17 protein-coding genes are annotated in these 20,361 nt (G+C 70.5%); 7 read left to right on the top strand and 10 right to left on the bottom strand.

The window, feature by feature from the left end:
• Nucleotides 1-76 precede the first annotated feature (76 nt).
• Both DNK54_RS17495 and DNK54_RS17490 read right to left on the bottom strand, forming a co-directional pair.
• The gene (locus DNK54_RS17495) at nucleotides 77-925 is read right to left on the bottom strand and encodes an SDR family NAD(P)-dependent oxidoreductase (protein ID WP_110208288.1); all 849 of its coding nucleotides are present in this window, start codon (nucleotides 923-925) and stop codon (nucleotides 77-79) included.
• Entirely contained in the window at nucleotides 922-2,439 is a 1,518-nt protein-coding gene (locus DNK54_RS17490) for a flavin-containing monooxygenase (protein ID WP_110208287.1), read from the bottom strand. The genes DNK54_RS17495 and DNK54_RS17490 overlap by 4 nt, the downstream gene beginning before the upstream one ends.
• 82 nt (nucleotides 2,440-2,521) lie before the next feature.
• Here DNK54_RS17490 and DNK54_RS17485 point away from each other — a divergent pair, with 82 nt between their 5' ends.
• Nucleotides 2,522-3,115 (top strand): TetR/AcrR family transcriptional regulator, encoded by a 594-nt coding sequence (locus DNK54_RS17485; RefSeq protein ID WP_110208286.1) that lies wholly within the window; start codon nucleotides 2,522-2,524, stop codon nucleotides 3,113-3,115.
• Between the two features lie 29 nt (nucleotides 3,116-3,144).
• Here DNK54_RS17485 and DNK54_RS17480 read toward each other — a convergent pair whose 3' ends face one another.
• From DNK54_RS17480 to DNK54_RS17470, 3 genes are read right to left on the bottom strand one after another with little or no spacing between them, the layout of a single operon-like run.
• Complete coding sequence (locus tag DNK54_RS17480; RefSeq protein ID WP_110208285.1) at nucleotides 3,145-4,593, bottom strand: sensor histidine kinase; 1,449 nt, start codon at nucleotides 4,591-4,593, stop codon at nucleotides 3,145-3,147.
• Entirely contained in the window at nucleotides 4,590-5,318 is a 729-nt protein-coding gene (locus DNK54_RS17475) for a response regulator transcription factor (protein ID WP_420846386.1), read from the bottom strand. Before DNK54_RS17475 ends, DNK54_RS17480 begins: the two co-directional genes overlap by 4 nt.
• 47 nt (nucleotides 5,319-5,365) lie before the next feature.
• A complete protein-coding gene (locus DNK54_RS17470) occupies nucleotides 5,366-5,770 on the bottom strand; it encodes a hypothetical protein (RefSeq protein WP_110208284.1) in 405 nt (134 codons plus the stop codon).
• A gap of 101 nt (nucleotides 5,771-5,871) precedes the next feature.
• Between DNK54_RS17470 and DNK54_RS17465 the strand changes: the two genes are divergently transcribed.
• The 5 genes from DNK54_RS17465 to DNK54_RS17445 all read left to right on the top strand — a co-directional run bounded on the left by DNK54_RS17465 (nucleotide 5,872) and on the right by DNK54_RS17445 (nucleotide 13,158).
• Nucleotides 5,872-6,318 (top strand): NUDIX domain-containing protein, encoded by a 447-nt coding sequence (locus DNK54_RS17465; RefSeq protein WP_239460159.1) that lies wholly within the window; start codon nucleotides 5,872-5,874, stop codon nucleotides 6,316-6,318.
• A 58-nt stretch (nucleotides 6,319-6,376) separates the two neighbouring features.
• A complete protein-coding gene (gene hrpA, locus DNK54_RS17460) occupies nucleotides 6,377-10,390 on the top strand; it encodes an ATP-dependent RNA helicase HrpA (RefSeq protein WP_110208282.1) in 4,014 nt (1,337 codons plus the stop codon).
• Between the two features lie 24 nt (nucleotides 10,391-10,414).
• Nucleotides 10,415-11,014 carry a hypothetical protein gene (locus DNK54_RS17455; protein ID WP_110208281.1) on the top strand — a complete coding sequence of 200 codons (600 nt, stop codon included), beginning with the start codon at nucleotides 10,415-10,417 and terminating at the stop codon, nucleotides 11,012-11,014.
• 242 nt (nucleotides 11,015-11,256) lie between these two features.
• Nucleotides 11,257-11,652, top strand: coding sequence for a type II toxin-antitoxin system PemK/MazF family toxin (locus DNK54_RS17450; RefSeq protein ID WP_110208373.1), 396 nt, complete (start codon nucleotides 11,257-11,259; stop codon nucleotides 11,650-11,652).
• 90 nt (nucleotides 11,653-11,742) lie between these two features.
• Complete coding sequence (locus tag DNK54_RS17445) at nucleotides 11,743-13,158, top strand: extracellular solute-binding protein (protein ID WP_162602525.1); 1,416 nt, start codon at nucleotides 11,743-11,745, stop codon at nucleotides 13,156-13,158.
• Nucleotides 13,159-13,292: 134 nt separating this feature from the next.
• Here the strand turns inward: DNK54_RS17445 and DNK54_RS17440 are convergent, their stop codons facing one another.
• Together DNK54_RS17440 and DNK54_RS17435 are read right to left on the bottom strand one after the other, a co-directional pair.
• The gene (locus DNK54_RS17440) at nucleotides 13,293-14,528 is read right to left on the bottom strand and encodes a ribonuclease D (protein ID WP_110208279.1); all 1,236 of its coding nucleotides are present in this window, start codon (nucleotides 14,526-14,528) and stop codon (nucleotides 13,293-13,295) included.
• On the bottom strand, nucleotides 14,525-15,148 hold the full coding sequence (locus DNK54_RS17435; RefSeq protein WP_110208278.1) for a DUF3000 domain-containing protein: 624 nt from the start codon (nucleotides 15,146-15,148) through the stop codon (nucleotides 14,525-14,527). The genes DNK54_RS17440 and DNK54_RS17435 overlap by 4 nt, the downstream gene beginning before the upstream one ends.
• A 119-nt stretch (nucleotides 15,149-15,267) precedes the next feature.
• Between DNK54_RS17435 and hemE the strand changes: the two genes are divergently transcribed.
• Nucleotides 15,268-16,326 (top strand): uroporphyrinogen decarboxylase, encoded by a 1,059-nt coding sequence (gene hemE, locus DNK54_RS17430; protein WP_239460158.1) that lies wholly within the window; start codon nucleotides 15,268-15,270, stop codon nucleotides 16,324-16,326.
• Here hemE and flhA read toward each other — a convergent pair.
• The 3 genes from flhA to DNK54_RS17415 form a co-directional block, all read right to left on the bottom strand.
• On the bottom strand, nucleotides 16,313-18,358 hold the full coding sequence (flhA, locus tag DNK54_RS17425; RefSeq protein ID WP_110208276.1) for a flagellar biosynthesis protein FlhA: 2,046 nt from the start codon (nucleotides 18,356-18,358) through the stop codon (nucleotides 16,313-16,315). The two genes, hemE and flhA, sit on opposite strands and share 14 nt — an antisense overlap.
• Before the next feature lie 79 nt (nucleotides 18,359-18,437).
• Entirely contained in the window at nucleotides 18,438-19,589 is a 1,152-nt protein-coding gene (locus DNK54_RS17420) for an EscU/YscU/HrcU family type III secretion system export apparatus switch protein (RefSeq protein ID WP_110208275.1), read from the bottom strand.
• Between the two features lie 3 nt (nucleotides 19,590-19,592).
• On the bottom strand, nucleotides 19,593-20,360 hold the full coding sequence (locus DNK54_RS17415) for a flagellar biosynthetic protein FliR (RefSeq protein WP_110208274.1): 768 nt from the start codon (nucleotides 20,358-20,360) through the stop codon (nucleotides 19,593-19,595).
• Nucleotide 20,361: the final 1 nt, after the last annotated feature.

Below are 20,361 nucleotides of genomic sequence, written 5' to 3'. Positions count from 1 at the left end.
CTGAGAGGATGCAGGTGCGCGGGGCGTGCGGTCGGTCCCTGAAGCCGTGCAGGTGCACGACTTCAGGGACGTCGGCTCAGGAGCGCACGGACGCCTTCTTGGCCGGCACGATCCGGCGCGATCCCCAGGCGACCATGTCCTGGTAGAAGGAGCCGGAGAGCTTGGCCCAGTGGTGGACCAGGTGCGCGTCGATGCCGACCAGTTGACGCGCCTTGCCGGACTGAGCGGCGTCGAGGATGATCCGTGCCGCCTTGGCCGGCTCCATCCGGGCCAGCTTCTCGTCGAAGAGCCGGTCGATGGAGGAGGCGTCCTGACCCTCGGTCTTGCGGCCGTTGCGGGCGATGCCGGTCTTGATGCCGCCGGGGTGCACACAGGTGACGCTCACCGGGTGCCGGTTGACCAGCATCTCCTCGCGGATCGCCTCGGTGAAGCCGCGTACCGCGTACTTGGTGGCGTTGTAGGCCGACTGACCGGGCATCGAGACCAGGCCGAAGAGGCTGGAGAGGTTGACCAGGGCGCCGTCGCCGGAGGCGATCAGGTGCGGCAGGAACTCCTTGGTGCCGTTGACGACGCCGTTGAAGTTGACGCCGACGATCCAGTCGAACTCCTCGTAGGTCATGTCCTCGAAGTCGCCGGTCATGGTGACGCCGGCGTTGTTGACCATCACGTTGACGGTGCCGAACTGGTCGACGATCGCTTGTGCCCAGGTGCCCATGGCGTCGCGGTCCGAGACGTCGATGACGTCGGAGCGGACCTCGCCCGCGCCCGCGGCCTTGAGCAGCGAGACGGTCCCTGCAAGACCCTCGGGGTTCCAGTCGGAGAGGGCCAGCCGGGCGCCGCGGGAGGCGGCGAGCAGAGCCATCTCGCGGCCCATGCCGCCGCCGGCGCCGGTGATCACGACGACCTTGTTCTGCAGGGACTTCATGCGGAGACCTTCTTTCGGTCATCGGCGCCGTCGGCCGATGGGCTGGAGGGAGTGACGTCGTACGCCGCCACGTCGAAGCGGGAGAGGAGCTGACGGAAGACGAAGGTGCTGCGCGGCCAGAGCGTGGTGTTGCGGCCCTGGTCGTCGAGGTACCAGCTGGCACAGCCGCCGGTGTTCCAGACGGTGCGCTGCATGCGGCGCTGCAGGTCCGCGTTCCAGGCGGCTTGGACGTCGGCCCGGGGCTCGACCGTGGCATGCCCGTGGCTGCGCATGGTGCGCAGCGCGTCGGTGATGTAGGCGAGCTGGGACTCGATGATGAAGACCATGCTGGAGTGCCCGAGCCCGGTGTTGGGTCCGACCACCTGGAAGAAGTTCGGGAAACCGTGGACGGTGGTGCCCTTGTAGGCGACCTGCCCCTGCTCGGCCCAGGCCTTGGCCAGCGTCTGGCCGCCCTTGCCGCGCACGTGCTCGGCGATCGGCTGCTCGGTGGTGTGGAAGCCGGTGGCCACGATCAGGACGTCGATCGGGCGCTCGGTGCCGTCGGCCGTGACGATCGAGTTCTCGGTGACGCGTGCGATCCGCTCGGTGACGACGTCGACGTTGTCGGAGGCCAGCGCCGGGTAGTAGGTGTTGGAGATCAGGATGCGCTTGCAGCCGATCTCGTAGTCCGGGGTCACCTTCGCCCGCAGCTCAGGGTCGGCGATGCCGCGGCGGATGTTGAGCAGGGCCAGCTGCTTGGCCGGGAAGGCGAGCTTCGGCATCCGGGTGAACGCCGGCACGTAGGTCTCGCGGCCCCAGTAGATCGCGGTGCGGGAGAGCTTCTGCACCAACGGCACGTGGCGGAAGGCGAACTTCTCCACGCCGGTGTACTTGTGCTCGTTGCGGGGGATCACCCACGGCGCGGTGCGCTGGTAGACGTCGAGGTGAGCGGCGAGCTTCTGCACCTGGGGCACGATCTGGATGGCCGAGGCGCCGGTGCCGATCACGGCGATCCGCTTGCCGGTGAGGTCGACGTCGTGGTTCCAGCGCGCGGAGTGGAAGATCTCGCCGGCGAAGGTGTCGATGCCCTCGATCTCGGGAAGCCGCGGCTCGGAGAGGCCGCCGGCGGCGCCGATCACGGTCTTCGCGACGACGGTGCTCCCGTCGGAGAGCGAGACCCGCCAACGCTGCTGGTCCTCCTCCCAGGCGGCGTCGACGACAGCGGTGCCGAAGCGGAACCGGTCGAGGGTGCCGGACTCCTCCGCGACGCGGTTGAGGTAGGCCTCGATCTCGGGCTGGGGGGAGAAGGAGGCCGACCAGTCCGGGTTGGGGGCAAAGGAGAAGGAGTAGAGCTGGCTGGGAACGTCGCAGGCGGCCCCGGGGTAGCTGTTGGCGCGCCAGGTGCCGCCGATGCCGCCGTCCTTCTCGATCACGAGGAAGTCGCGCTCGCCCATCTCGTCGAGCTTGATGGCAGCGCCGAGGCCGCCGAAGCCGGCGCCGATGACGAGGTGGTCAACGTGGACGTCTGAGGTCATGACTCCACGGTAGGCGGCGTATTGAACGACCGTCAATAGCCTGGGCGGGACTAATTGACGCGCGTTCAGTAAGGTGGGCCACATGGCCTCGTCCCCTCGTGTCCGGCTCGACCCGGCGGCTCGCCGCGAGCAGCTGCTCAGCCTGGGTGTGCGCCTGCTCGCCACCCGCTCGCTGGACCAGCTCTCGATCGAGACGCTTGCCGAGAAGGCCGGCATCTCCCGGGGCCTGCTCTACCACTACTTCGGCAACAAGAAGCTCTTCCACGAAGCGGTCGTACGCCGCGCCGCCGACGAGCTGATCGAGGCGACGGCCCCACCGGCGGACGGCGACCACCTCACCCGACTCGCGCACTCCATGGCCGCCTACCTCGACTACGTGGTGGAGAACCACGAGGGCTACCTCTCCCTGGTCAAGGGAGCGGCCAGCGGAGACGAGTCCTTGCGGGAGATCTACCAGGAGTCGCGCAGTGCGCTCACCGACCGGCTCTTCGCCGAGGACCCGCAGGGCCTGATGCTGCCGGACACCCCGTCGACGCGCCTCGTGGTGCACGCCTGGGCGGCCATGGTCGAGGGTCTGGTGCTGCAGTGGGCCGAGCAGCCCGACGGGGTGTCGCGCGACGAGGTGCTGGCGATCCTCAACGGCTCGCTCCCGGCCTTGGTCGCCCTGGTGGTCTGAGCACCTGCCCGGTGTCTGCCGCCGGCCGGCTACCGGGTCGGCAGGGTGAGCGTGAACCGGGTCTCGCCCGGCCGTGAGGTCAGGGCCACCGCGCCGCCCTGCGCGGCGAGGATCGCCTGGACGAGGGAGAGACCCAGCCCCGAGCCGCCGCCCCGGTTGCGCGACGGGTCGCCCCGGGTGAAGCGGTCGAAGGCGACCGGGAGCAGCGCCGGGTCGAAGCCGGGGCCATCGTCGGTGATGGTCACCGTGACCGCCGCACCGGGCTGCGGAGCAGAGCGCGCGTCGACCACGACCGTGGTGCCCGGTGGGGTGTGCCTGCGGGCGTTCTCCAACAGGTTGCGCACCACCTGGCGCAGTCGCTCCTCGTCGCCGACCGCCTCGAGTGCGGTCTCGGGCAGCGCCAGGCGCCAGTGGTGGTCGGGGCCCAGCACGCGTGCATCGGAGACGGACTCCAGCAGCAGCCGGGTCACGTCGACCGGCCCGTGCTGCAGCGGGCGCCCGGCATCCAGGCGGGCCAGGAGCAGGAGGTCCTCCACCAGGGCCGACATCCGCATCGCCTCCGCCTCGACCTTGGCCAACGCGGTGAGCTGCATGGCCCGGTCGTCGGGAGCGCGACGGGAGAGCTCGGCGTACCCCTGGATGGTCGCGAGCGGGGTGCGCAGCTCGTGGGAGGCGTCGGCGACGAACTGCCGCACCTGCTGCTCGCTGCGGTGCCGGGCGGCCAGGGAGCTCTCCACATGGCGGAGCAGGTTGTTGAGGGCTGCGCCGACCTGTCCCACCTCGGTCGACTCGTCGGTCAGGTGGTCGGGTACCCGCTCAGGGATCTCGATCGCACCGGAGGCGAGGGGCAGCTCGGCCACGGTGTGGGCGGTAGCGGCGACCTCGCGCAGCGGCCGCAACTGGCGGCGTACGACGAGGGTGGCGACGGTCCCGGCCCCGGCGATCGCCAGCAGGGAGAGCAGGAGCTCCCACTGCACGAGGTTGGTGACCGCCTCGTCGACGTTGCTGGTGGCGATGCCGACCGCAACGACCGCCTCGCCACCTCGGGTCCGCTCCACCGCGACCCGGAAGGTGCCCGCCGAGCCGAGGTCGACGGTGCGCAGCCGCCCGTCGGTCGGCAGCTCGATCAGGGCGGCGAGATCGTCCTGCGAGAGCTCCTCGTAGTCGGGGCGACCGGTCGCCCGCTGCGTGGTGAGCCAACCTGCAGCGCCGCTGCCGTTGCCCGTCCAACGCGCCGTCATGCTCGCGACATCCCGCCCGGGGCCGCCGACCGGGCCGGGGCGAGGCGGTCCGCCGTCGGTGTCGACGCCGAAGATGCGCGCGCCCTGCAGGCTGGCGTGCACGTTGTCGTCGAGCTGGTCGGTGAGGTAGGCGCGCACCGCGAGGGTGGTCACCACGCCGATCAGCACCGAGACCAGTGCCGCCACGGTGATGGTGGTCAGCACCAGCCTCGACGTCAGCGAGGCGGACCTGGTCATCGCGCCGGCTTCAGCACGTATCCGGCGCCACGCATCGTGTGGATCATCGGTGCTCGCCCGGCATCGATCTTCTTGCGCAGATAGGAGATGTAGAGCTCGACGACGTTGGCCTGGCCGCCGAAGTCGTAGTCCCAGACCCGGTCGAGGATCTGCGCCTTGGAGAGCACCCGGCGCGGGTTGCGCATCAGGTAGCGGAGCAGCTCGAACTCGGTCGCCGTCAGCGAGATCTCCTCCTCGCCGCGGCGTACCTCCCGGCTCTCCTCGTCGAGAGTGAGGTCGCCGACGACCAGGAGTGAGCTGCTGCGTGAGGTGCCGACCCCGGCCCGCCGCATCAGGCCGCGGAGCCGGGCTACCAACTCCTCCAGGCTGAAGGGCTTCGTCACGTAGTCGTCCCCGCCGGCGGTCAGGCCGGCGATCCGGTCCTCGACGGCATCCTTCGCAGTCAGGAAGACCACGGGCACGTCGTCCCGTTCCGCGCGGAGGCGGCGCAACACCTCCAGGCCGTCGAAGTCGGGCAGCATGATGTCGAGCGCGACCGCATCGGGCCGGAACTCCTTGGCCGTCGCCACGGCCTCCGTGCCGGTGTGGGCCATCCGGACCTCCCAGCCCTCGAGCCGCAGGGCCATCGCGACGAGCTCGGCGATGTTGATCTCGTCGTCGACGACCAGCACCCGCACCGGGCTGCCGTCGGGGCGGGTCAGGGTCGGCTCGGTCATGTCGTCCATTGTGGGCACGGTGGGTGGATGCTGCCTGTGCGGATGCTGTGAGTTCCCTAGGAGTTCGTGGTTCCCGAGCCGTCCTGCTCCTCGGTGCTCGGCGGCGTCGTGGGGTCGACCCGGCCATCGTCGGGCGGCGTGCCCTGGTCGCCGCGTCCGGGGAAGCCGGGACGGTCGCCCGATCGGTCGCCAGGGGGCGCGAAACGGCCCATCTGCGGACGCCCGTGATCGTCGTCGCCCGCAAGCTTCGTGATCGTGGCGCCACCGGCTCCGCCGACCAGGAGGGCGACCAGGGCGGTGGCGGCGACGGTGCGCCAGCCCCACGCCCGGTCCCGGAGCCGTGGCCGGAGCCGGTTGCCGGCCTCGTCGCCGGTCTGGGCGGTGGTCTCGGCGGTGGGCGGCTCGCCGGGCTCGGTGCCTCCGGGCGGCTGGGTGTCGGGTCGATTGCTCTCGTTGTCCATGGCACGAGCGTGCTGTCGCTCCCTGTGGCTCGGCTGTGTGCTCGCCCCCGGCTCCCTGTGAGTGCGGGACAATGACGTCCTTGTCCGTCCGAGGAGGTCCTGTGCAGCCGTTCCTGGTCACTGTCGACGTGGTTGCGTTCGCCCCCGGCGGGCAGGTGCTGTTGGTACGTCGCGGTCGCCCGCCGTATGCCGGCAGCTGGGCGCTGCCCGGTGGCTTCGTCGAGACCGACGAGGATCTGCCGGACGCCGCCGTCCGCGAGCTCGCCGAGGAGACCGGCCTGGAGCTCGCGGTCGCCGACGTCACCCAGCTCGGGGCGTACGGCGCTCCCGGGCGTGATCCGCGCCGCGGCAGGGTGGTGACGATCGCGTTCACCACCCGGCTGGCGATCCTTCCGGACGTGTTCGGTGCCGACGACGCCGCCGAGGCGCGCTGGATGCCGGTCGAGCAGGCACTTGCCGAGGGACTCGCCTTCGATCACGCGCGGATCCTCGCTGATGCGCTCGCCGCTCCCGCGTCGGGCGCCGCGCGCTCGACGCGGGAAAGCTAGCGCGACGGATGACTCCCGGGCGGGGAAGTCGGGGTGATGGGGAAGAATCGAGCCCATCGTGCAGATCACCTTCCCGCCCCAGCTCCCTGTCAGTGCCCGCCGTGACGACATCGCGGCGGCGATCCGTGACCACCAGGTCGTGATCGTGGCCGGTGAGACCGGCTCCGGCAAGACCACCCAGCTGCCGAAGATCTGCCTCGCGCTCGGCCGCGGCCACGACGGCCTCGTCGGTCACACGCAGCCGCGGCGGATCGCTGCTCGCTCTGTGGCGGAGCGGATCGCCGAGGAGCTCCAGGGCGACGGCCTCGGCGAGGGCCTGGGCGACCTCGTCGGCTACCAGGTGCGCTTCACCGACAAGACCTCGAAGCAGTCGCGGATCAAGGTCATGACCGACGGTATCCTGCTGGCCGAACTGCAACGTGACCGTGAGCTCAAGCGCTACGACACCCTCATCATCGACGAGGCACACGAGCGCAGTCTCAACATCGACTTCATCCTCGGATACCTCAAGCGGCTGCTGCCGCGGCGGCCCGATCTCAAGGTCATCATCACCTCCGCCACCATCGACCCCGAGCGCTTCGCCGCCCACTTCGCCGACCGCTCGGGCAGGCCGGCGCCGATCATCGAGGTCTCCGGGCGCACGTACCCGGTCGAGATCCGGTACCGGCCTCTGGTCTCGACAGGCTCGACCTCCGGGGGCTCGACAGGCTCGACCACCGGAGTCTCGACAGGCTCGACCTCCGGGGGCTCGACAGGCTCGACCACCGGGGGCTCGACAGGCTCGACCACCGGGGAGGTCGACGAGGAGGGCGAGGTCGTCGTACGCGACCAGACCGAGGCGATCGTCGAGGCCGTCCGCGAGCTCAGCGCCGAGGGGCCCGGCGACATCCTCGTCTTCCTGCCCGGCGAGCGGGAGATCCGCGACACGGCCGACGCCTTGGCGCCGCTGGACCGGAGCGGGCAGGGTCTGCTGGAGGTCGTGCCGCTGTACTCCCGGCTCTCAGCCGCCGAGCAGCACCGGGTCTTCGAGCGGCCCACCTCCTCCCGGGTACGCCGCGTGGTGCTGGCCACCAACGTCGCCGAGACCTCCTTGACGGTGCCGGGCATCCGCTACGTGATCGACTCCGGGGTCGCCCGGATCAGCCGCTACTCGCTGCGCACCAAGGTGCAGCGCCTCCCGGTCGAGCCGATCAGCCAGGCCTCGGCCAACCAGCGCTCGGGCCGATGCGGTCGCGTCGAGGCCGGTATCGCGATCCGGCTCTACTCCGAGGAGGACTTCGCGTCACGACCGGAGTTCACCGATCCCGAGATCCTGCGCACCAACCTGGCCTCGGTCATCCTCCAGATGACCTCGCTCGGGCTCGGCGACCTCGGTCGCTTCCCGTTCGTCGAGCCGCCTGACAAGCGCAACGTCGCCGCCGGCACCCAGCTGTTGGAGGAACTGGGTGCGATCCAGACCGTCAGCGAGAGCCCGCGTGGCCAGACCCCGCGGTCGGAGGGCCGCCGGGGCCGTCGTACGCCGGGGCCACGGCTGACCGGGCTCGGCCGTCGGCTGGTGCGGCTCCCCATCGATCCCCGGCTGGGGCGGATGATCCTCGAGGCGGAGCGACTCGGCTGCGTCCGCGAGGTGCTGGTGATCGCCGCAGCGCTGTCGCTGCAGGATCCGCGTGAGCGGCCCGAGGAGCAGCGCGCGCAGGCCGACCAGCTGCATGCCCGCTTCACCGATCCGACCTCGGACTTCCTCACCTGGCTCAACCTGTGGCGACACCTGAAGCAGCAGCAGCGTGAGCTCTCCTCCTCGGCGTTCCGGCGCATGTGCAAGCGCGAGCACCTCAACTACCTGCGGGTGCGGGAGTGGCAGGACTTCGAGTCGCAGCTGCGCCAGGTCTGCAAGGAGATGAAGGTCAACATCGGTGCGGCCGCCAGCGGTGACAGCGAGGTGGACGCCGATGGCATCCACCAGGCGTTGCTCTCCGGGCTGCTCTCCCACATCGGCCTGCTCGAGGAGCGGGACAAGCCCCAGCCCGGTCAGCGGCCGGAGAGACGGCGCGGTCCGCGGGAGTACCTCGGCGCTCGGGGGGCTCGGTTCGCGATCTTCCCGGGATCGGGGCTGAAGGGGAAGAACCCGCAGTTCCTGATGGCCGGGGAGCTCGTCGAGACCTCGCGACTCTGGGCGCGGCAGAACGCCGCGATCAAGCCGGAGTGGGCAGAGCGGCTCGGTGTCCACCTGATCAAGCGCAGCTTCTCGGAGCCGCACTGGTCGCGCAAGCAGGCGGCCGTCCTCGCGCACGAGAAGGTGACGCTCTACGGCGTACCGCTGGTCGCCGATCGCCTGGTCAACTACGGCCGCATCGACGCCGAGCTCAGCCGGGAGCTCTTCATCCGGCACGCCCTCATGTACGGCGACTGGCCGGCCCTGGAGTCCGGTCGTCACAGGTTCTATGTCGAGAACCAACGGCTCCTGGACGAGGCCGAGGAGCTCGAGCACCGGGCCAGACGCCGCGACATCGTCGTCGACGAGCACACGCTCTTCGACTTCTACGATGCCCGGATCGGGGCCGACGTGGTCAGCGGTGCTCACTTCGAGCAGTGGTGGAAGCGAGAGCGGCAGAAGCGTCCCGACCTGCTCACCTTCGACCCTGAGATGCTCACCCACGGCACTGCCGACGAGGTCCGGGCCACCGACTACCCGACGGCGTGGCAGTCGGCCAGTGCCGGTGCTGCTGGTGCTGCCGACGCCGGTCTGACGTTCGCGTTGAGCTATCACTTCGAGCCCGGTGCCGACGACGACGGCGTGACCGTCGAGGTGCCTGTCGCCACGCTCAACCAGGTCGAGGCCGACCAGTTCAGCTGGAACGTTCCAGGTCTGCGCGAGGAGCTGGTGACGGCCCTGATCCGGAGCCTGCCCAAGCAGCTGCGGGTCAACTTCGTTCCCGCGCCCAACAAGGCCCGCGAGTTCCTGGCAGCAGTGCCGCCGGGGGAGGAGCCGCTACTGGTGGCCCTGACGCGTTGGCTGCGCAGCACCACAGGTGTCGCGGTGCCCGAGGACGCCTGGGACTGGAGCAAGGTGCCCGATCACCTCCGGCCCACCTTCAAGGTGGTGGACGAGAAGGGTGCGGTGCGCGCCCGGGGCAAGGACCTGGAGGCGCTCAAGGAGCCGCTGCGGCCGACCTTCGCCAAGGCCATGGCCCAAGCCGCCGCCGACTCCGGGATCACCGTCACCGGGCAGACGGCCTGGACCTTCGGCAGCATCGAGAGCTCCTTCACCACGGTGCGCGCGGGTCATGAGGTACGCGGCTATCCGACCCTGGTCGACGAAGGCAGTGCGGTCGGGCTCCAGGTGGTGGGCTCCGCCGACGAGCAGGAGGCGCGGCACCGCCTCGGGGTGCTCCGGCTGCTGCTCCTCAACACGCCCTCGCCGGTCAAGGCGATCACCGGCTCGCTCGGCAACGCCGAGAAGCTGCAGCTGGCCGGCTCGCCCTACCCGTCGGTGGCCGAGCTGCTGGAGGACTGTCGGGGCGCCGTACTCCTGCAGGCGGTGGATGCGCGACCGCCGGTGCGCTCCGACGCGGAGTGGGAGGCGCTGGTGGCGGAGGTCCTCAGGCCGGGGGAGGTGGAGGCGCGCACCCGTGCTGTGCTGCACGACGTCTTCGCCGTGCTTGAGCTGTGGCGCACTGCCGACCGCGAGCTCTCCGGCCGCGCCGACCTGCAGGTGCTGCCTGCCCTGACCGACATGCGCGGGCAGCTGGCCCGCCTGGTGCACCGCGGCTTCGTCGCCGAGGCAGGGGTACCGCGGCTTCGCGAGCTGCCGCGCTACCTGAGAGCGGTGCTCCTGCGCCGGGAGAAGCTGGAGTCGCAGCTGGCGAAGGACCGACAGCTGATGGATCAGATCGGTGAGCTGCAGGTGGCCTGGGAGCACCGGATCTCCGCGCTGCCGCAGGGGCGACCGCCCGGTGTCGAGCTGCGCCGGGCACGGTGGCTGCTCGAGGAGTACCGCGTCTCGCTCTGGGCCCAGCAGCTCGGCACGAAGGAGCCGGTCTCCGACGCCCGGATCCGCAAGGCTCTCGGCTGACGTAGGGGGACGTAGTGTGGCGGGGTGACTCGACCCCACCACCGCCCGACGACGCCTGGCGAGGCCTTCTTCGACGCCATCGAGGGCGCTGCCGACCCAGCAGTCGTCGCCGAGCTGGCCGAGCGTACGGCGGAGCTGCTGGTGCGTGGTGCGCGTGGGTCGGACGACGCCGAGCTCGTCGAGCGCTTGGTGCACCTGGCTGAGGACGAGGGACTCGAGGCATTGGCCGAGCTGTGGGCCGCGGCACCGCCGACCACCTCTGCCGGCTCGCTGTGGCGGCTCTATCTGTTGCGCGAGTGGGTGCATGCTCAGCCGCTCGAGGCCGCGCGTCAGTTCGACGCCGGCCGGCACATAGCGCAGGCCGACCACGTGGTCGCGGGGGTCGCCGAGCCGCCCGGTCCCGAGGAGCTGCGGGCGATGGTCGACCAGGTGCTGCGCGGGATCGCGCACTCGGAGTTCGGCGACGTACTGCTGAGGGCAGCGGCCTTCGCCCGTGTCGTGGCTGCCGGCCGCGGAACGGAGCCGGTGGGTGGCGGCGTACCCGCGCGCCGGGGACCGGCGGCTCTGATGGCCGAGATGGCCGATCAGCTGGAGCAGGCTGCCCGCCTGGAGTTGGCCGGCTGAGCCGCGGGCTCGTCTTTTCGAGCGCGTCTGGCGGGCTTGGAGCACGTCGGACCGGGAGCGCCTCACGGCGCGTGGCCGCTCGTAGCGGCTTATTTTGGGACCCGGGGCTGCCGCGGCCCGACGTGCGGTTCCAGGGTAACGCCGTGACCAACCCGGATGTGCATCCTTGCCGCGATTGGTCCGGCCGCCGCCAGCAGCACCGCACACGTGAGTCGGGCCGCCTGCGCCGTAGCATGCGGGTCATGACCGACCAGGGACCGCGAGCGACCTATGCGCCGGAGGCCGACGGAGAGCCCGACCCCGGTGAGGTCGTCTGGGCTTGGGTGCCCTACGAGGACGACCCACGGCAGGGGAAGGACCGTCCCGTGCTCGTGCTCGCCCAGGACGGCGACCACTGGCTCGCACTGCAGTTGACCTCGCAAGACCACGATCGCGATGCGGAGCAGGAGGCGCTCGCCGGCCGGCTGTGGATGGATGTCGGTGTCGGAGCGTGGGACCGAGAGGGGCGGCCGAGCGAGGTGCGGCTCAACCGGCTGCTGCGGATCCCCCGTGCCGGCGTACGGCGTGAAGGCGCCGCGCTCGCACCTGAGATCTTCGCCTCAGTGGTCGCCGCGGCCCGCCTGCATCTGCCGATCTGAGTCGTTTTCCTACGCCGGTGGAGGGTAGGCCGGTGACGGGCCCGATATCGTGTGGGCTCGGCAAGTAGGTGAAGCGAGAGGCGTGCAGGCGTGAGGCGACGATTGTCGATGGCAGCGGGGCTGCTGCTGCTCGGGACGCTGGTGGTCGGTTGCCAGAGCGATGGCGGCCCTCCGGTCCACGATCCGGTCGGGACGACGAAGAAGCCGGTGAAGCTGACCTTCATGGCCTACGGCCCGCAGGAGGAGGTCGAGGCGATGCAGGAGACGGTGGACCGCTTCAACGCCTCCACTGAGACCGTCAAGGTCACCCTCGACGCGGTGAAGAACGAAGAGGAGGCCATCGACCGGGTCACTGGCGAGAACCCGCCCGACATCTACCTGCTCTCGCGCCGCGACCTCGGCACCGTGATGGACGGTGGCTTCAACCAGCCCATCGAGGAACTGTTGGACGCTCGCGGCATCTCCTTCGGCGACGACTACAAGCGCGACGCGATCGCGGCGTTCTCCGGCAACTCACAGCTGCAGTGCATGCCGTACGGCGTCTCCCCGATGGTCATCTACTTCAACACCAACCTGATCGACTGGCAGGCGATGCGTGCCGAGGACCTTCCGGCGCCGCGCTCCTACAACTTCTGGACCTTCGAGCAGTTCACCGCGGCAGCCCAGTTCGCGGCGAGCCGACCGGGAGCCAAGGGCGTCCACATCGAGCCGACGCTCGAGGGGATCGCCCCGTTCATCTACTCCGGAGGCGGCGAGCTCTTCGACGACAACGCCGCCCCCACCTCCCTGGCGCTGGCGCAGGAGGACACGCTCAAGACCCTCGGCACGGTGCTCGACGTGTTGCGCGACAACCAGATCACGCCCACGCCCAAGCAGCTGCGCAAGGAGTCGGCCCTCGACCGGTTCACGACCGGCAAGCTCGGCATGATCGCCGGCTACCGCAACCTGGTGCCGCTGCTGCGCAGCACGCCGAGCCTCAACTTCGACGTGATGCCGATGCCGGCCCTCGACAACGAGCACACCATCGGCGACGTCAGCGGTCTCTGCATGTCGGCGAACCCGACGAGTGTCTCTGCTGCGGCCGACTTCATCGTGCACGCGATCTCACCCGAGTCGGTCGCCGAGGTTGCTGCTGCCGGCTATCTCGTGCCCGCCAACAACGAGGTCGCCGAGTCCGACTCGTTCTTGCAGCGCGACCAGTTCCCGGCACATGCCGAAGTCTTCAACCGCAGCATCCGCGACATCGTCACACCGCCCGCGCTGGAGTCGTGGGCCGCGCTCGACGATGCCCTGCACCGGCAGTTGCACGCCCTCTTCTACGCCCGCGTGCTGGAGGACCTGAAGACCGCAGCGGAGGAGTTGGACGAGACCTCCAAGGGGATCCTGTCGCCCCCGGAGGAGGAGTCGCCCAGCGATGCTCCGGGCGACGGGGAGAGCCCGAGCGGCTCGTCGCCGGCGGAGACCCCGTCGAGCACGCCCACCTCGGCCAGTCCCAGCGCCGACTGACGCGTGTCGCCGTCCCCCCTTTGCGGGGTGCCTGCCGCCCGACTGTGTGACGAAAACTGTTGCTTGGTGTGCGTAGCTACGGCCTACAAGAGACAAGTTCCCCGCCCGGGCGGGGAATCCACACGCGCCGGGCGTCAGGTGTCGGCGCCGAGCACGGCGGCGACGAGGAGCGGGGCGGTGAGGTCGATCTGCCACGCGCGGGCGCCGAGGTGACGTAGGGCGGTGCGGATCTCGATGCTGAGCTCGGCCTCGTCGCGGGTGGCGGGAGGGGTCCAGAGGACGCGTCGCATCGTGTCGGGCGTGAGCAGGTTCTCGGCCGGGGTGTTCCACTCCTCGGAGAGGGCGGCGAAAGACTCCTTGGCCAAGGTCAGGCGCTGACTGGCGACGGGGTCCTTGTCGGCCCACGCGCGGGCAACGGGCGGGCCGTCGCTGCGGGGGTTCCGATGAGGGAGCTCCGATTCGGGCAGGGCAGCTGCCTCCTGGAGCGCGGTCATCCATCGGTTGGCGTAACGCTCGGCACCGCGCCCCTTGAAGCCGGGCAGCGACAGCAGCGCACCGCGCGATCCGGGCATCCCGAGAGCAGCCTCGATGATCGCGGAGTCGGGAATGATCCGCCCCGGCGTCACGTCGCGGTCGCGCGCGATGGTGTCGCGGGTCGTCCACAGCGCGCGCACGGCGGCGAGGGCTCTCCGGCCGCGCACCCGGTGGAGTTGCGAGGTCCGCCGCCAGGGCTCGGCGCGCACCGTCGGCTGGAATCCGAGCAGATGCGCGAACTCCTGGCGGGCCCACTCGTCCTTCCCGCTGGACTCGAGCTCCTCGGTGAGCAGCGCGCGCAGCTCGACGAGCGGCTCGACGTCGAGGGCGGCGTACTCCAGCCAGGGCTCGGGGAGGGGGCGCTTGGACCAGTCGGCAGCCGAGTGCTCCTTGCGCATCCGCAGCCCGAGCAGGGACTCGACGAGCGTCGCCAGGCCCACCCGCGGATAGCCCAGGAGCCGACCTGCCAGCTCGGTGTCGAAGAGGCTGCTGGGGTCGAGGCCGACCTCGCGCAGACAGGGGAGGTCCTGCGTTGCAGCGTGCAGGATCCACTGCTCGCCGGCCGTGGCCGCCTGGAGGTCGGTGAGGTCGGCGAAGGCGGTCGGGTCGACCAGCGCGGTGCCGGACCCCTCGCGACGCAGTTGGATCAGATACGCGCGGGCGGAGTAGCGGTAGCCCGACGCCCGTTCGGCGTCGATCGCCACCGGGCCGGTGCCGGCGGCGAACCGTGCACACACCTCGGCGAGCTCGGTGTCGGTGTTGACGACAGGCTGCGGCCCGTCCGTCAGAGTCAGCAGGGGAGCCGGCGGCTGGTCGTCGACGTCAGGAGCGGTCACGAGCCGCGCTGCCCGCGCCGCGGCGCCATCATGGTGACCCCCTCCGGGAGCGGCTCCAGCCCGACGGCGGTGCACAGCAGCTCCCCCCAAGCCTCGACATGATGGCGCAGATCGGCCGTCGTGGCCCGCTCGTCGACGTCCGGCGTCCAGGACGCACGGATCTCCACCTGAGCGGTCGTCTCCTCCTCGGCCATCGTGCCGAAGTTCTCGACCGAGACCCGGGTGACGGTGCCTGAGAGCGCGCTGTGGTCGGCGCCGTGGGCGGTGAGTGCGTCGGTCAGCCAGGACCACCCGACGGCGCCGAGCATCGGGTCGGTGGCCAGCACCGGGTCGACCTCGGCCCGGACGTAGCTGACGAAGCGGAAGGTCCCGCCCCAGGCGTCGTTGCCGTGGGGGTCGTGCAGCAGGATGATCCGCCCGGTTGCGAGCTCCTCGTCGTCGACCTCCACGTCGGCGGAGAGCGCGGTCGCCCAGGGGGCGATCCGCTGCGGCGCCGGCATCGGCTCCACCGACACCTCGGGCCGGAGCCGGGCGGAGAGGAGGGAGGATGCGGCCGTGCGGAACACCTCGGGTTGGGGTGACGCCTCCCGTTCCGGGCGCGTCTCCTGACGGACGACCATGCCGTCAGGGTATGCCGCAGCCCCGGCGTCGAGGAGGTGCCACGCCGTCAGAGAGGTGGACAGACCGGACAGAGCCGACGGCGCGGGAGTCCTTCGGCACGACCTGCAAGGATGGTCGGGTGACCGCGACCGTTGATCCTCGACTGGCCGACTCTGCTTTCCTGCGCGCCGCCCGCGGCGAGCAGCCGAGCCACACCCCGGTGTGGTTCATGAGGCAGGCGGGACGTTCCCTGCCGGAGTACCTCCGGGTGCGCGAGGGGATCGGGATGCTCGACTCCTGCATGGACGCCGACCTGGTCACCGAGATCACGCTGCAGCCGGTGCGCCGGTACGGCGTCGACGCGGCGATCTTCTTCTCCGACATCGTGCTGCCACTCAAGGCGGTCGGTGTCGATCTCGACATCGTGGCCGGCGTCGGTCCGGTGGTGGCCTCGCCGGTGCGCACGCTCGATGACGTCGCGGCGATCCCCGACCTCACCCCCGAACACGTCCCGTTCATCACCCAGGCGGTGCGCCAGCTGGTCGCCGAGCTCGGCGGTACGCCGCTGATCGGCTTCGCCGGCGCCCCCTTCACCGTGGCCTCCTACCTGGTCGAGGGCGGCCCTTCCAAGGACCACGCCCGCACCAAGGCGATGATGTTCGGCGCACCCGAGGTCTGGGCGGCGCTGATGGAGAAGATCGCCGGGATCGCGAGCGCCTATCTCGCGGTGCAGGTGGCCGCCGGTGCGAGTGCAGTCCAGCTCTTCGACTCCTGGGCCGGAGCCCTCACGCCCGACGACTATCGCGCCTCGGTGATGCCGTACTCCGCCCGGGTCCTCGGCGAGGCCGGGGCGCTCGGCGTACCCCGGATCCACTTCGGTGTCGGCACCAGCAACCTGCTGGGAGCGATGGGGGAGGCCGGGGCCGACGTCGTCGGAGTCGACTGGCGTACGCCGCTCGATCAGGCGATCGGCCAGGTCGGCGACCGCGCAGTGCAGGGCAACCTCGACCCGACCCTGGTCTTCGCCCCTACCGAGGTGATGCTGGAGCGTGCGGCTGCGGTGATCCGCTCCGGCCGGGCGGCGAAGGGACACATCTTCAACCTCGGTCACGGTGTCATCCCCTCGACCGACCCCGACCAGCTCGCCCGGCTCACTGAGTTCGTGCAGGGCTACGAGCCCGGCCTCAGCTGGACGTGAGGGTGGGGGTGCCGGCGACGACACCCACCGAGCGGACGCCGGCGGTGGTGGAGAGCTCGTTGTAGGCGAGCACCGGGAGCCGGTCGAGGGTGCCGGCGAGCATCCGCCGCACGCCGGTGCGGATCTGCGGCGAGCAGACCAGCACCGGGCGGATGCCCTGGTTCTCCACCTCCATGGCGAGCCGCGCGACATCGCTGAGCACGTGCTGCCCCAGTGCCGGGTCGAGGGCGATGACGGCGCCCTGATCGGTGATCCGGAGCGCCTCCAGCATCCGTTGCTCGAGGAGCGGGTCGATGCTGATCACGTGCACCGCGCCGTCGTGCACGTACGGCGCCACCAGAGCCGGACCCAAGGTGGCCCGGGCCGCATCGACGAGGGCGTCGGGGTCCTTGCTCGTCTGGGCCCGCAGCGAGATCGCCTCGAAGATCCGCACCAGGTCGCGCACCGGCACCGACTCGTCGAGCAGCGCCTGGAGCACCCGCTGCACCTCGCCCAGGGTCAGCTGGGCGGGGGTGAGCTCCTCGATCACGATCGGGTGGGTCCGCTTCACGACGTCGGTGAGCAGCCGCACGTCCTCGCGGCCCAACAGCCGGCCGGCGTGCGTGGTGACCACCTCGGCCAGGTGGGTGGTGATGACCGAGGCGCGGTCGACCACGGTGGCCCCACTGATCTCGGCCTGATGACGCAGGTTCGCCGGGATCCACTTGGCGTCGAGCCCGAAGACCGGCTCGCGGGTCGGCTGCCCGGGAAGCGAGCCGAGCATCTCTCCGATCGCCAGCACGGTGCCGGGCGGGGCCTCGCCGCGGGCGACCTCCACGCCGAAGAGCGAGATCGCATAGGTGGAGGGCGGCAGCTCGAGGTTGTCGCGGGTGCGCACCGGAGGAACCACGATGCCGATGTCGCCGGCGACCTTGCGGCGCAGTGCCTTCACGCGGTCGAGCAGATCGCCGCCCGAGGCGGTGTCGACGAGGTCGATCAGGTCGGCGGAGAGCTCGAGGCCGAGCGGATCCACCTGGATCTCTGCGGCAATGAGCTCGGGAGCGTCGGGGTTCGCCGCCGCCTCGACGGCGAGCGGGCCGGCCTCGGTCTCCGGGTCGGGGTCGACCACCCGTGAGGAGGCGAGCAGCATCGCCCCGCCCGCCAGGAGGAACGGGATCTTGGGCAGGCCCGGGATCAGACAGAGCCCGAACGCCGCGAAGCCGGCGATGCGCAGCGGCATCCGGTTGGCGCCGATCTGCTTCATGATGTCGGAGCCCATGTCCTCGTCGCCCGTGTTGCGGGTGACGATGAGACCGGTCGCGACCGAGAGCAGCAGCGCGGGGATCTGCGAGACCAGGCCGTCGCCGACCGACAGCAGGCTGTAGGTCTGCACCGCCTCGTCCATCGGCATGCCGAGCTGGGCGACACCGACACCGAAGCCGCCGAGCAGGTTGATCAGGGTGATCACGATCGCCGCGATGGCGTCGCCCTTCACGAACTTCGAGGCGCCGTCCATCGCGCCGTAGAAGTCGGCCTCAGCATGCACCTCGGCCCGACGCCGCCGAGCCTCCTCCTCGTCGATGAGACCGGAGTTGAGGTCGGCGTCGATGGCCATCTGCTTGCCGGGCATGGCATCGAGGGTGAAACGGGCACCGACCTCGGCGACGCGCCCGGCGCCGTTGGTGATCACCACGAACTGGATCACCAGCAGGATCACGAAGATGATCAGGCCCACGATGAGGGAGCCGCCGACCACGAAGTGCCCGAAGGTGTCGATCACCTTGCCGGCATAGCCGTCCAACAGGACCAGCCGGGTCGCGCTCACGTTGAGCGCCAGCCGGAAGAGCGTCATCACCAGGATCACGGCAGGGAACGCGGCGAAATCCAGCGGGCGGCGTACGAACATCGCGGTCAGCAGCACCAGCAGCGCGATGGTGATGTTGAGGGCGATCAGCAGGTCCAGCACGACCGGCGGCAGCGGGACGACCAGCATCACCACGATGAAGACGATGCCGATCGGCACCGCGAGCTGGTTGAGCTGCTTCACGGGCATTCCGCGTCGCCTTCCTGGAGCGTCGGGTCGCAATTGGCCGTCCGTGGCCGATCCCGACGCCCTCCTGGCGTCGGGATCCTCATCGGCCGGCCGCCACCGGAGTTGAGGGTTTCCTTCGCCGGCCGATCGCCGGCACGGCGGGCAGCTCCGCCTCGCGCCGCGGGCTGCGGTGGGTGCCGCCCTTGAAGCCGCGCGTACGCCGGCTGATCACGAACGCCAGCACGTGGGCGACGGCGGCGAAGAGCTCCGCAGGGATCTCCTGGCCGACCTCCGTCGAGGAGTGGATGGCCCGGGCGAGCGGGACGTCGCGGACCAGGGGCACGTCGTGCTCGGCGGCGCGCTCGCGGATCTTCGCCGCGATCGCTCCGGCCCCCCGGGCCACCACCCGCGGGGCGCCGCGCTCCGGCTCGTAGCGCAGGGCGACCGCGACATGGGTGGGGTTGACGAGGACGACATCGGCGGTCGAGACGTCGGCCAGCATCCGGTTGCGGGAGATCGCCAGCGCCCGCGAGCGACGCGCACTCTTGAGCATCGGGTCGCCCTCGCTCTGCTTGTGCTCCCGGCGCACCTCGTCCTTGGTCATCCGGGTCTGCTTGCCGATCCGGCGGCGGGTCATCAGGTAGTCCGCGCCCGCCATCACCAGACCGGCGAGCGCGATGTTGCGGATCAGCGCCTGGGCGTGGTCGCCGACCATCTCCAGCACCAGGGAGATGGGGACGAGGCCGCCGAGCAACGGCAGCATCGAGCGCACCGCGGCGTACACGAGGATGCCGACGAGGCTGCTCTTGATGAGCATCTTCGCGCCCTCCCAGAGCGCCTGGCCGCCGAAGATCCGCTTCATGCCCTGGATGGGGTTGAGCTTGGACCACTTGGGCTTGACGGCCTTGGTGGCGAGGAAGAAGCCGCCTTGGGCGACCGCGCCGGCGACACCGAGCACCATGATCCCGGCGCCCAGCACCACCAGGGCGATCAGGCAGTGCAGCAGCCCGTCGCGGAGCAACTGCATCGCGACCGCGATCGACGGCTGCTCCGCGGTACGCAAGGCCCGGCCGAGCAGGTCGCGGAGCGCACCGATCTCCCGGCCCATCAGCGAGGGCATCACCAGTGCGAGCAGGAGCACCGTGGCCCAGGCGCCGAGCTCCTGGGTACGGGGGACCTGGCCCTCCTTGCGCGACTCCTTGCGCTTCCTCTCGGTGGGCTTCTCGGTCTTCTCGCCGCTACTGCCGCTCATGACTCACCCCCGTCCCGCCAGGGTCGCCATCGCCTCGTTGGCAAGCTCGACCAGTCGCTCCATCGCGGTGGGCAGCGCCGGCAGGCTGAGCCCGAGCAGCAGCAGCGTGAGCCCGATCTTGACCGGGAACATCACGTTGATCGCATTGAGCTGCGGCGCCACCTTGGTCAGAAGAGCCAAGCCCAGATCGGTGATGAAGAGCACCGCGATCAGCGGCAGCGCGATCTGCACGGCGACGGTGAAGAACATCCCGAAGGCGGTGATGAGCACATCCGGGGCCCCGGAGATGTCCGGGCTCTGCCCGATCGGGAGGAAGTGGAAGGTGCGCAGCAGCCCGCCGATGACCAGCAGGTGGCCTCCGGTGGCGAAGAGCAGCATCGTGGCGATCATCTGGTGGAACTTGCCGAAGACGGTGTTCATGTTCATCGCCAAGGGGTCGAACCCCTGCGCCAGCGCGAAGCCGCCGAAGAGGTCGACGAGGCTGCCGGCGGTAGCGATCGCCTGGAAGAGCAGGTAGGTCACGAAGCCCATGCCCAGCCCGATCAGCACCTGGGTGAGGGTGGTCAGGATCAGTGCCGGGGCGCCCGTCGCGATCTCGCCGCCCGGCGCCGACGGCGCGATGGCGAAGGCGAGGCCGAGCGCGAGCAGCACTTTGGCCGCAGCCGGTACCGCCCGGCCGGAGAACGGCGGCACGATCGCGAGCCAGGCCACGATGCGGACCGAGGCCATCAGGTAGCCGACGAGGGCGTCTCCGGCGAGGGTGATGGTCATG

This window comes from Nocardioides daejeonensis (assembly GCF_003194585.1).
Classification (GTDB): domain Bacteria; phylum Actinomycetota; class Actinomycetes; order Propionibacteriales; family Nocardioidaceae; genus Nocardioides; species Nocardioides daejeonensis.
This window is presented reverse-complemented; position numbering and strand designations above follow the sequence as displayed.

What these genes read in the sequence shown, in the direction of transcription:
- DNK54_RS17495 (WP_110208288.1), bottom strand. Translation starts at nt 925, where the DNA reads ATGAAGTCCCTGCAGAACAAGGTCGTCGTGATCACCGGCGCCGGCGGC.
- DNK54_RS17490 (WP_110208287.1), bottom strand. Translation starts at nt 2,439, where the DNA reads ATGACCTCAGACGTCCACGTTGACCACCTCGTCATCGGCGCCGGCTTC.
- DNK54_RS17485 (WP_110208286.1), top strand. Translation starts at nt 2,522, where the DNA reads ATGGCCTCGTCCCCTCGTGTCCGGCTCGACCCGGCGGCTCGCCGCGAG.
- DNK54_RS17480 (WP_110208285.1), bottom strand. Translation starts at nt 4,593, where the DNA reads ATGACCAGGTCCGCCTCGCTGACGTCGAGGCTGGTGCTGACCACCATC.
- DNK54_RS17475 (WP_420846386.1), bottom strand. Translation starts at nt 5,318, where the DNA reads ATGGACGACATGACCGAGCCGACCCTGACCCGCCCCGACGGCAGCCCG.
- DNK54_RS17470 (WP_110208284.1), bottom strand. Translation starts at nt 5,770, where the DNA reads ATGGACAACGAGAGCAATCGACCCGACACCCAGCCGCCCGGAGGCACC.
- DNK54_RS17450 (WP_110208373.1), top strand. Translation starts at nt 11,257, where the DNA reads ATGACCGACCAGGGACCGCGAGCGACCTATGCGCCGGAGGCCGACGGA.
- DNK54_RS17435 (WP_110208278.1), bottom strand. Translation starts at nt 15,148, where the DNA reads ATGGTCGTCCGTCAGGAGACGCGCCCGGAACGGGAGGCGTCACCCCAA.
- flhA (WP_110208276.1), bottom strand. Translation starts at nt 18,358, where the DNA reads ATGCCCGTGAAGCAGCTCAACCAGCTCGCGGTGCCGATCGGCATCGTC.
- DNK54_RS17420 (WP_110208275.1), bottom strand. Translation starts at nt 19,589, where the DNA reads ATGAGCGGCAGTAGCGGCGAGAAGACCGAGAAGCCCACCGAGAGGAAG.
- DNK54_RS17415 (WP_110208274.1), bottom strand. Translation starts at nt 20,360, where the DNA reads ATGACCATCACCCTCGCCGGAGACGCCCTCGTCGGCTACCTGATGGCC.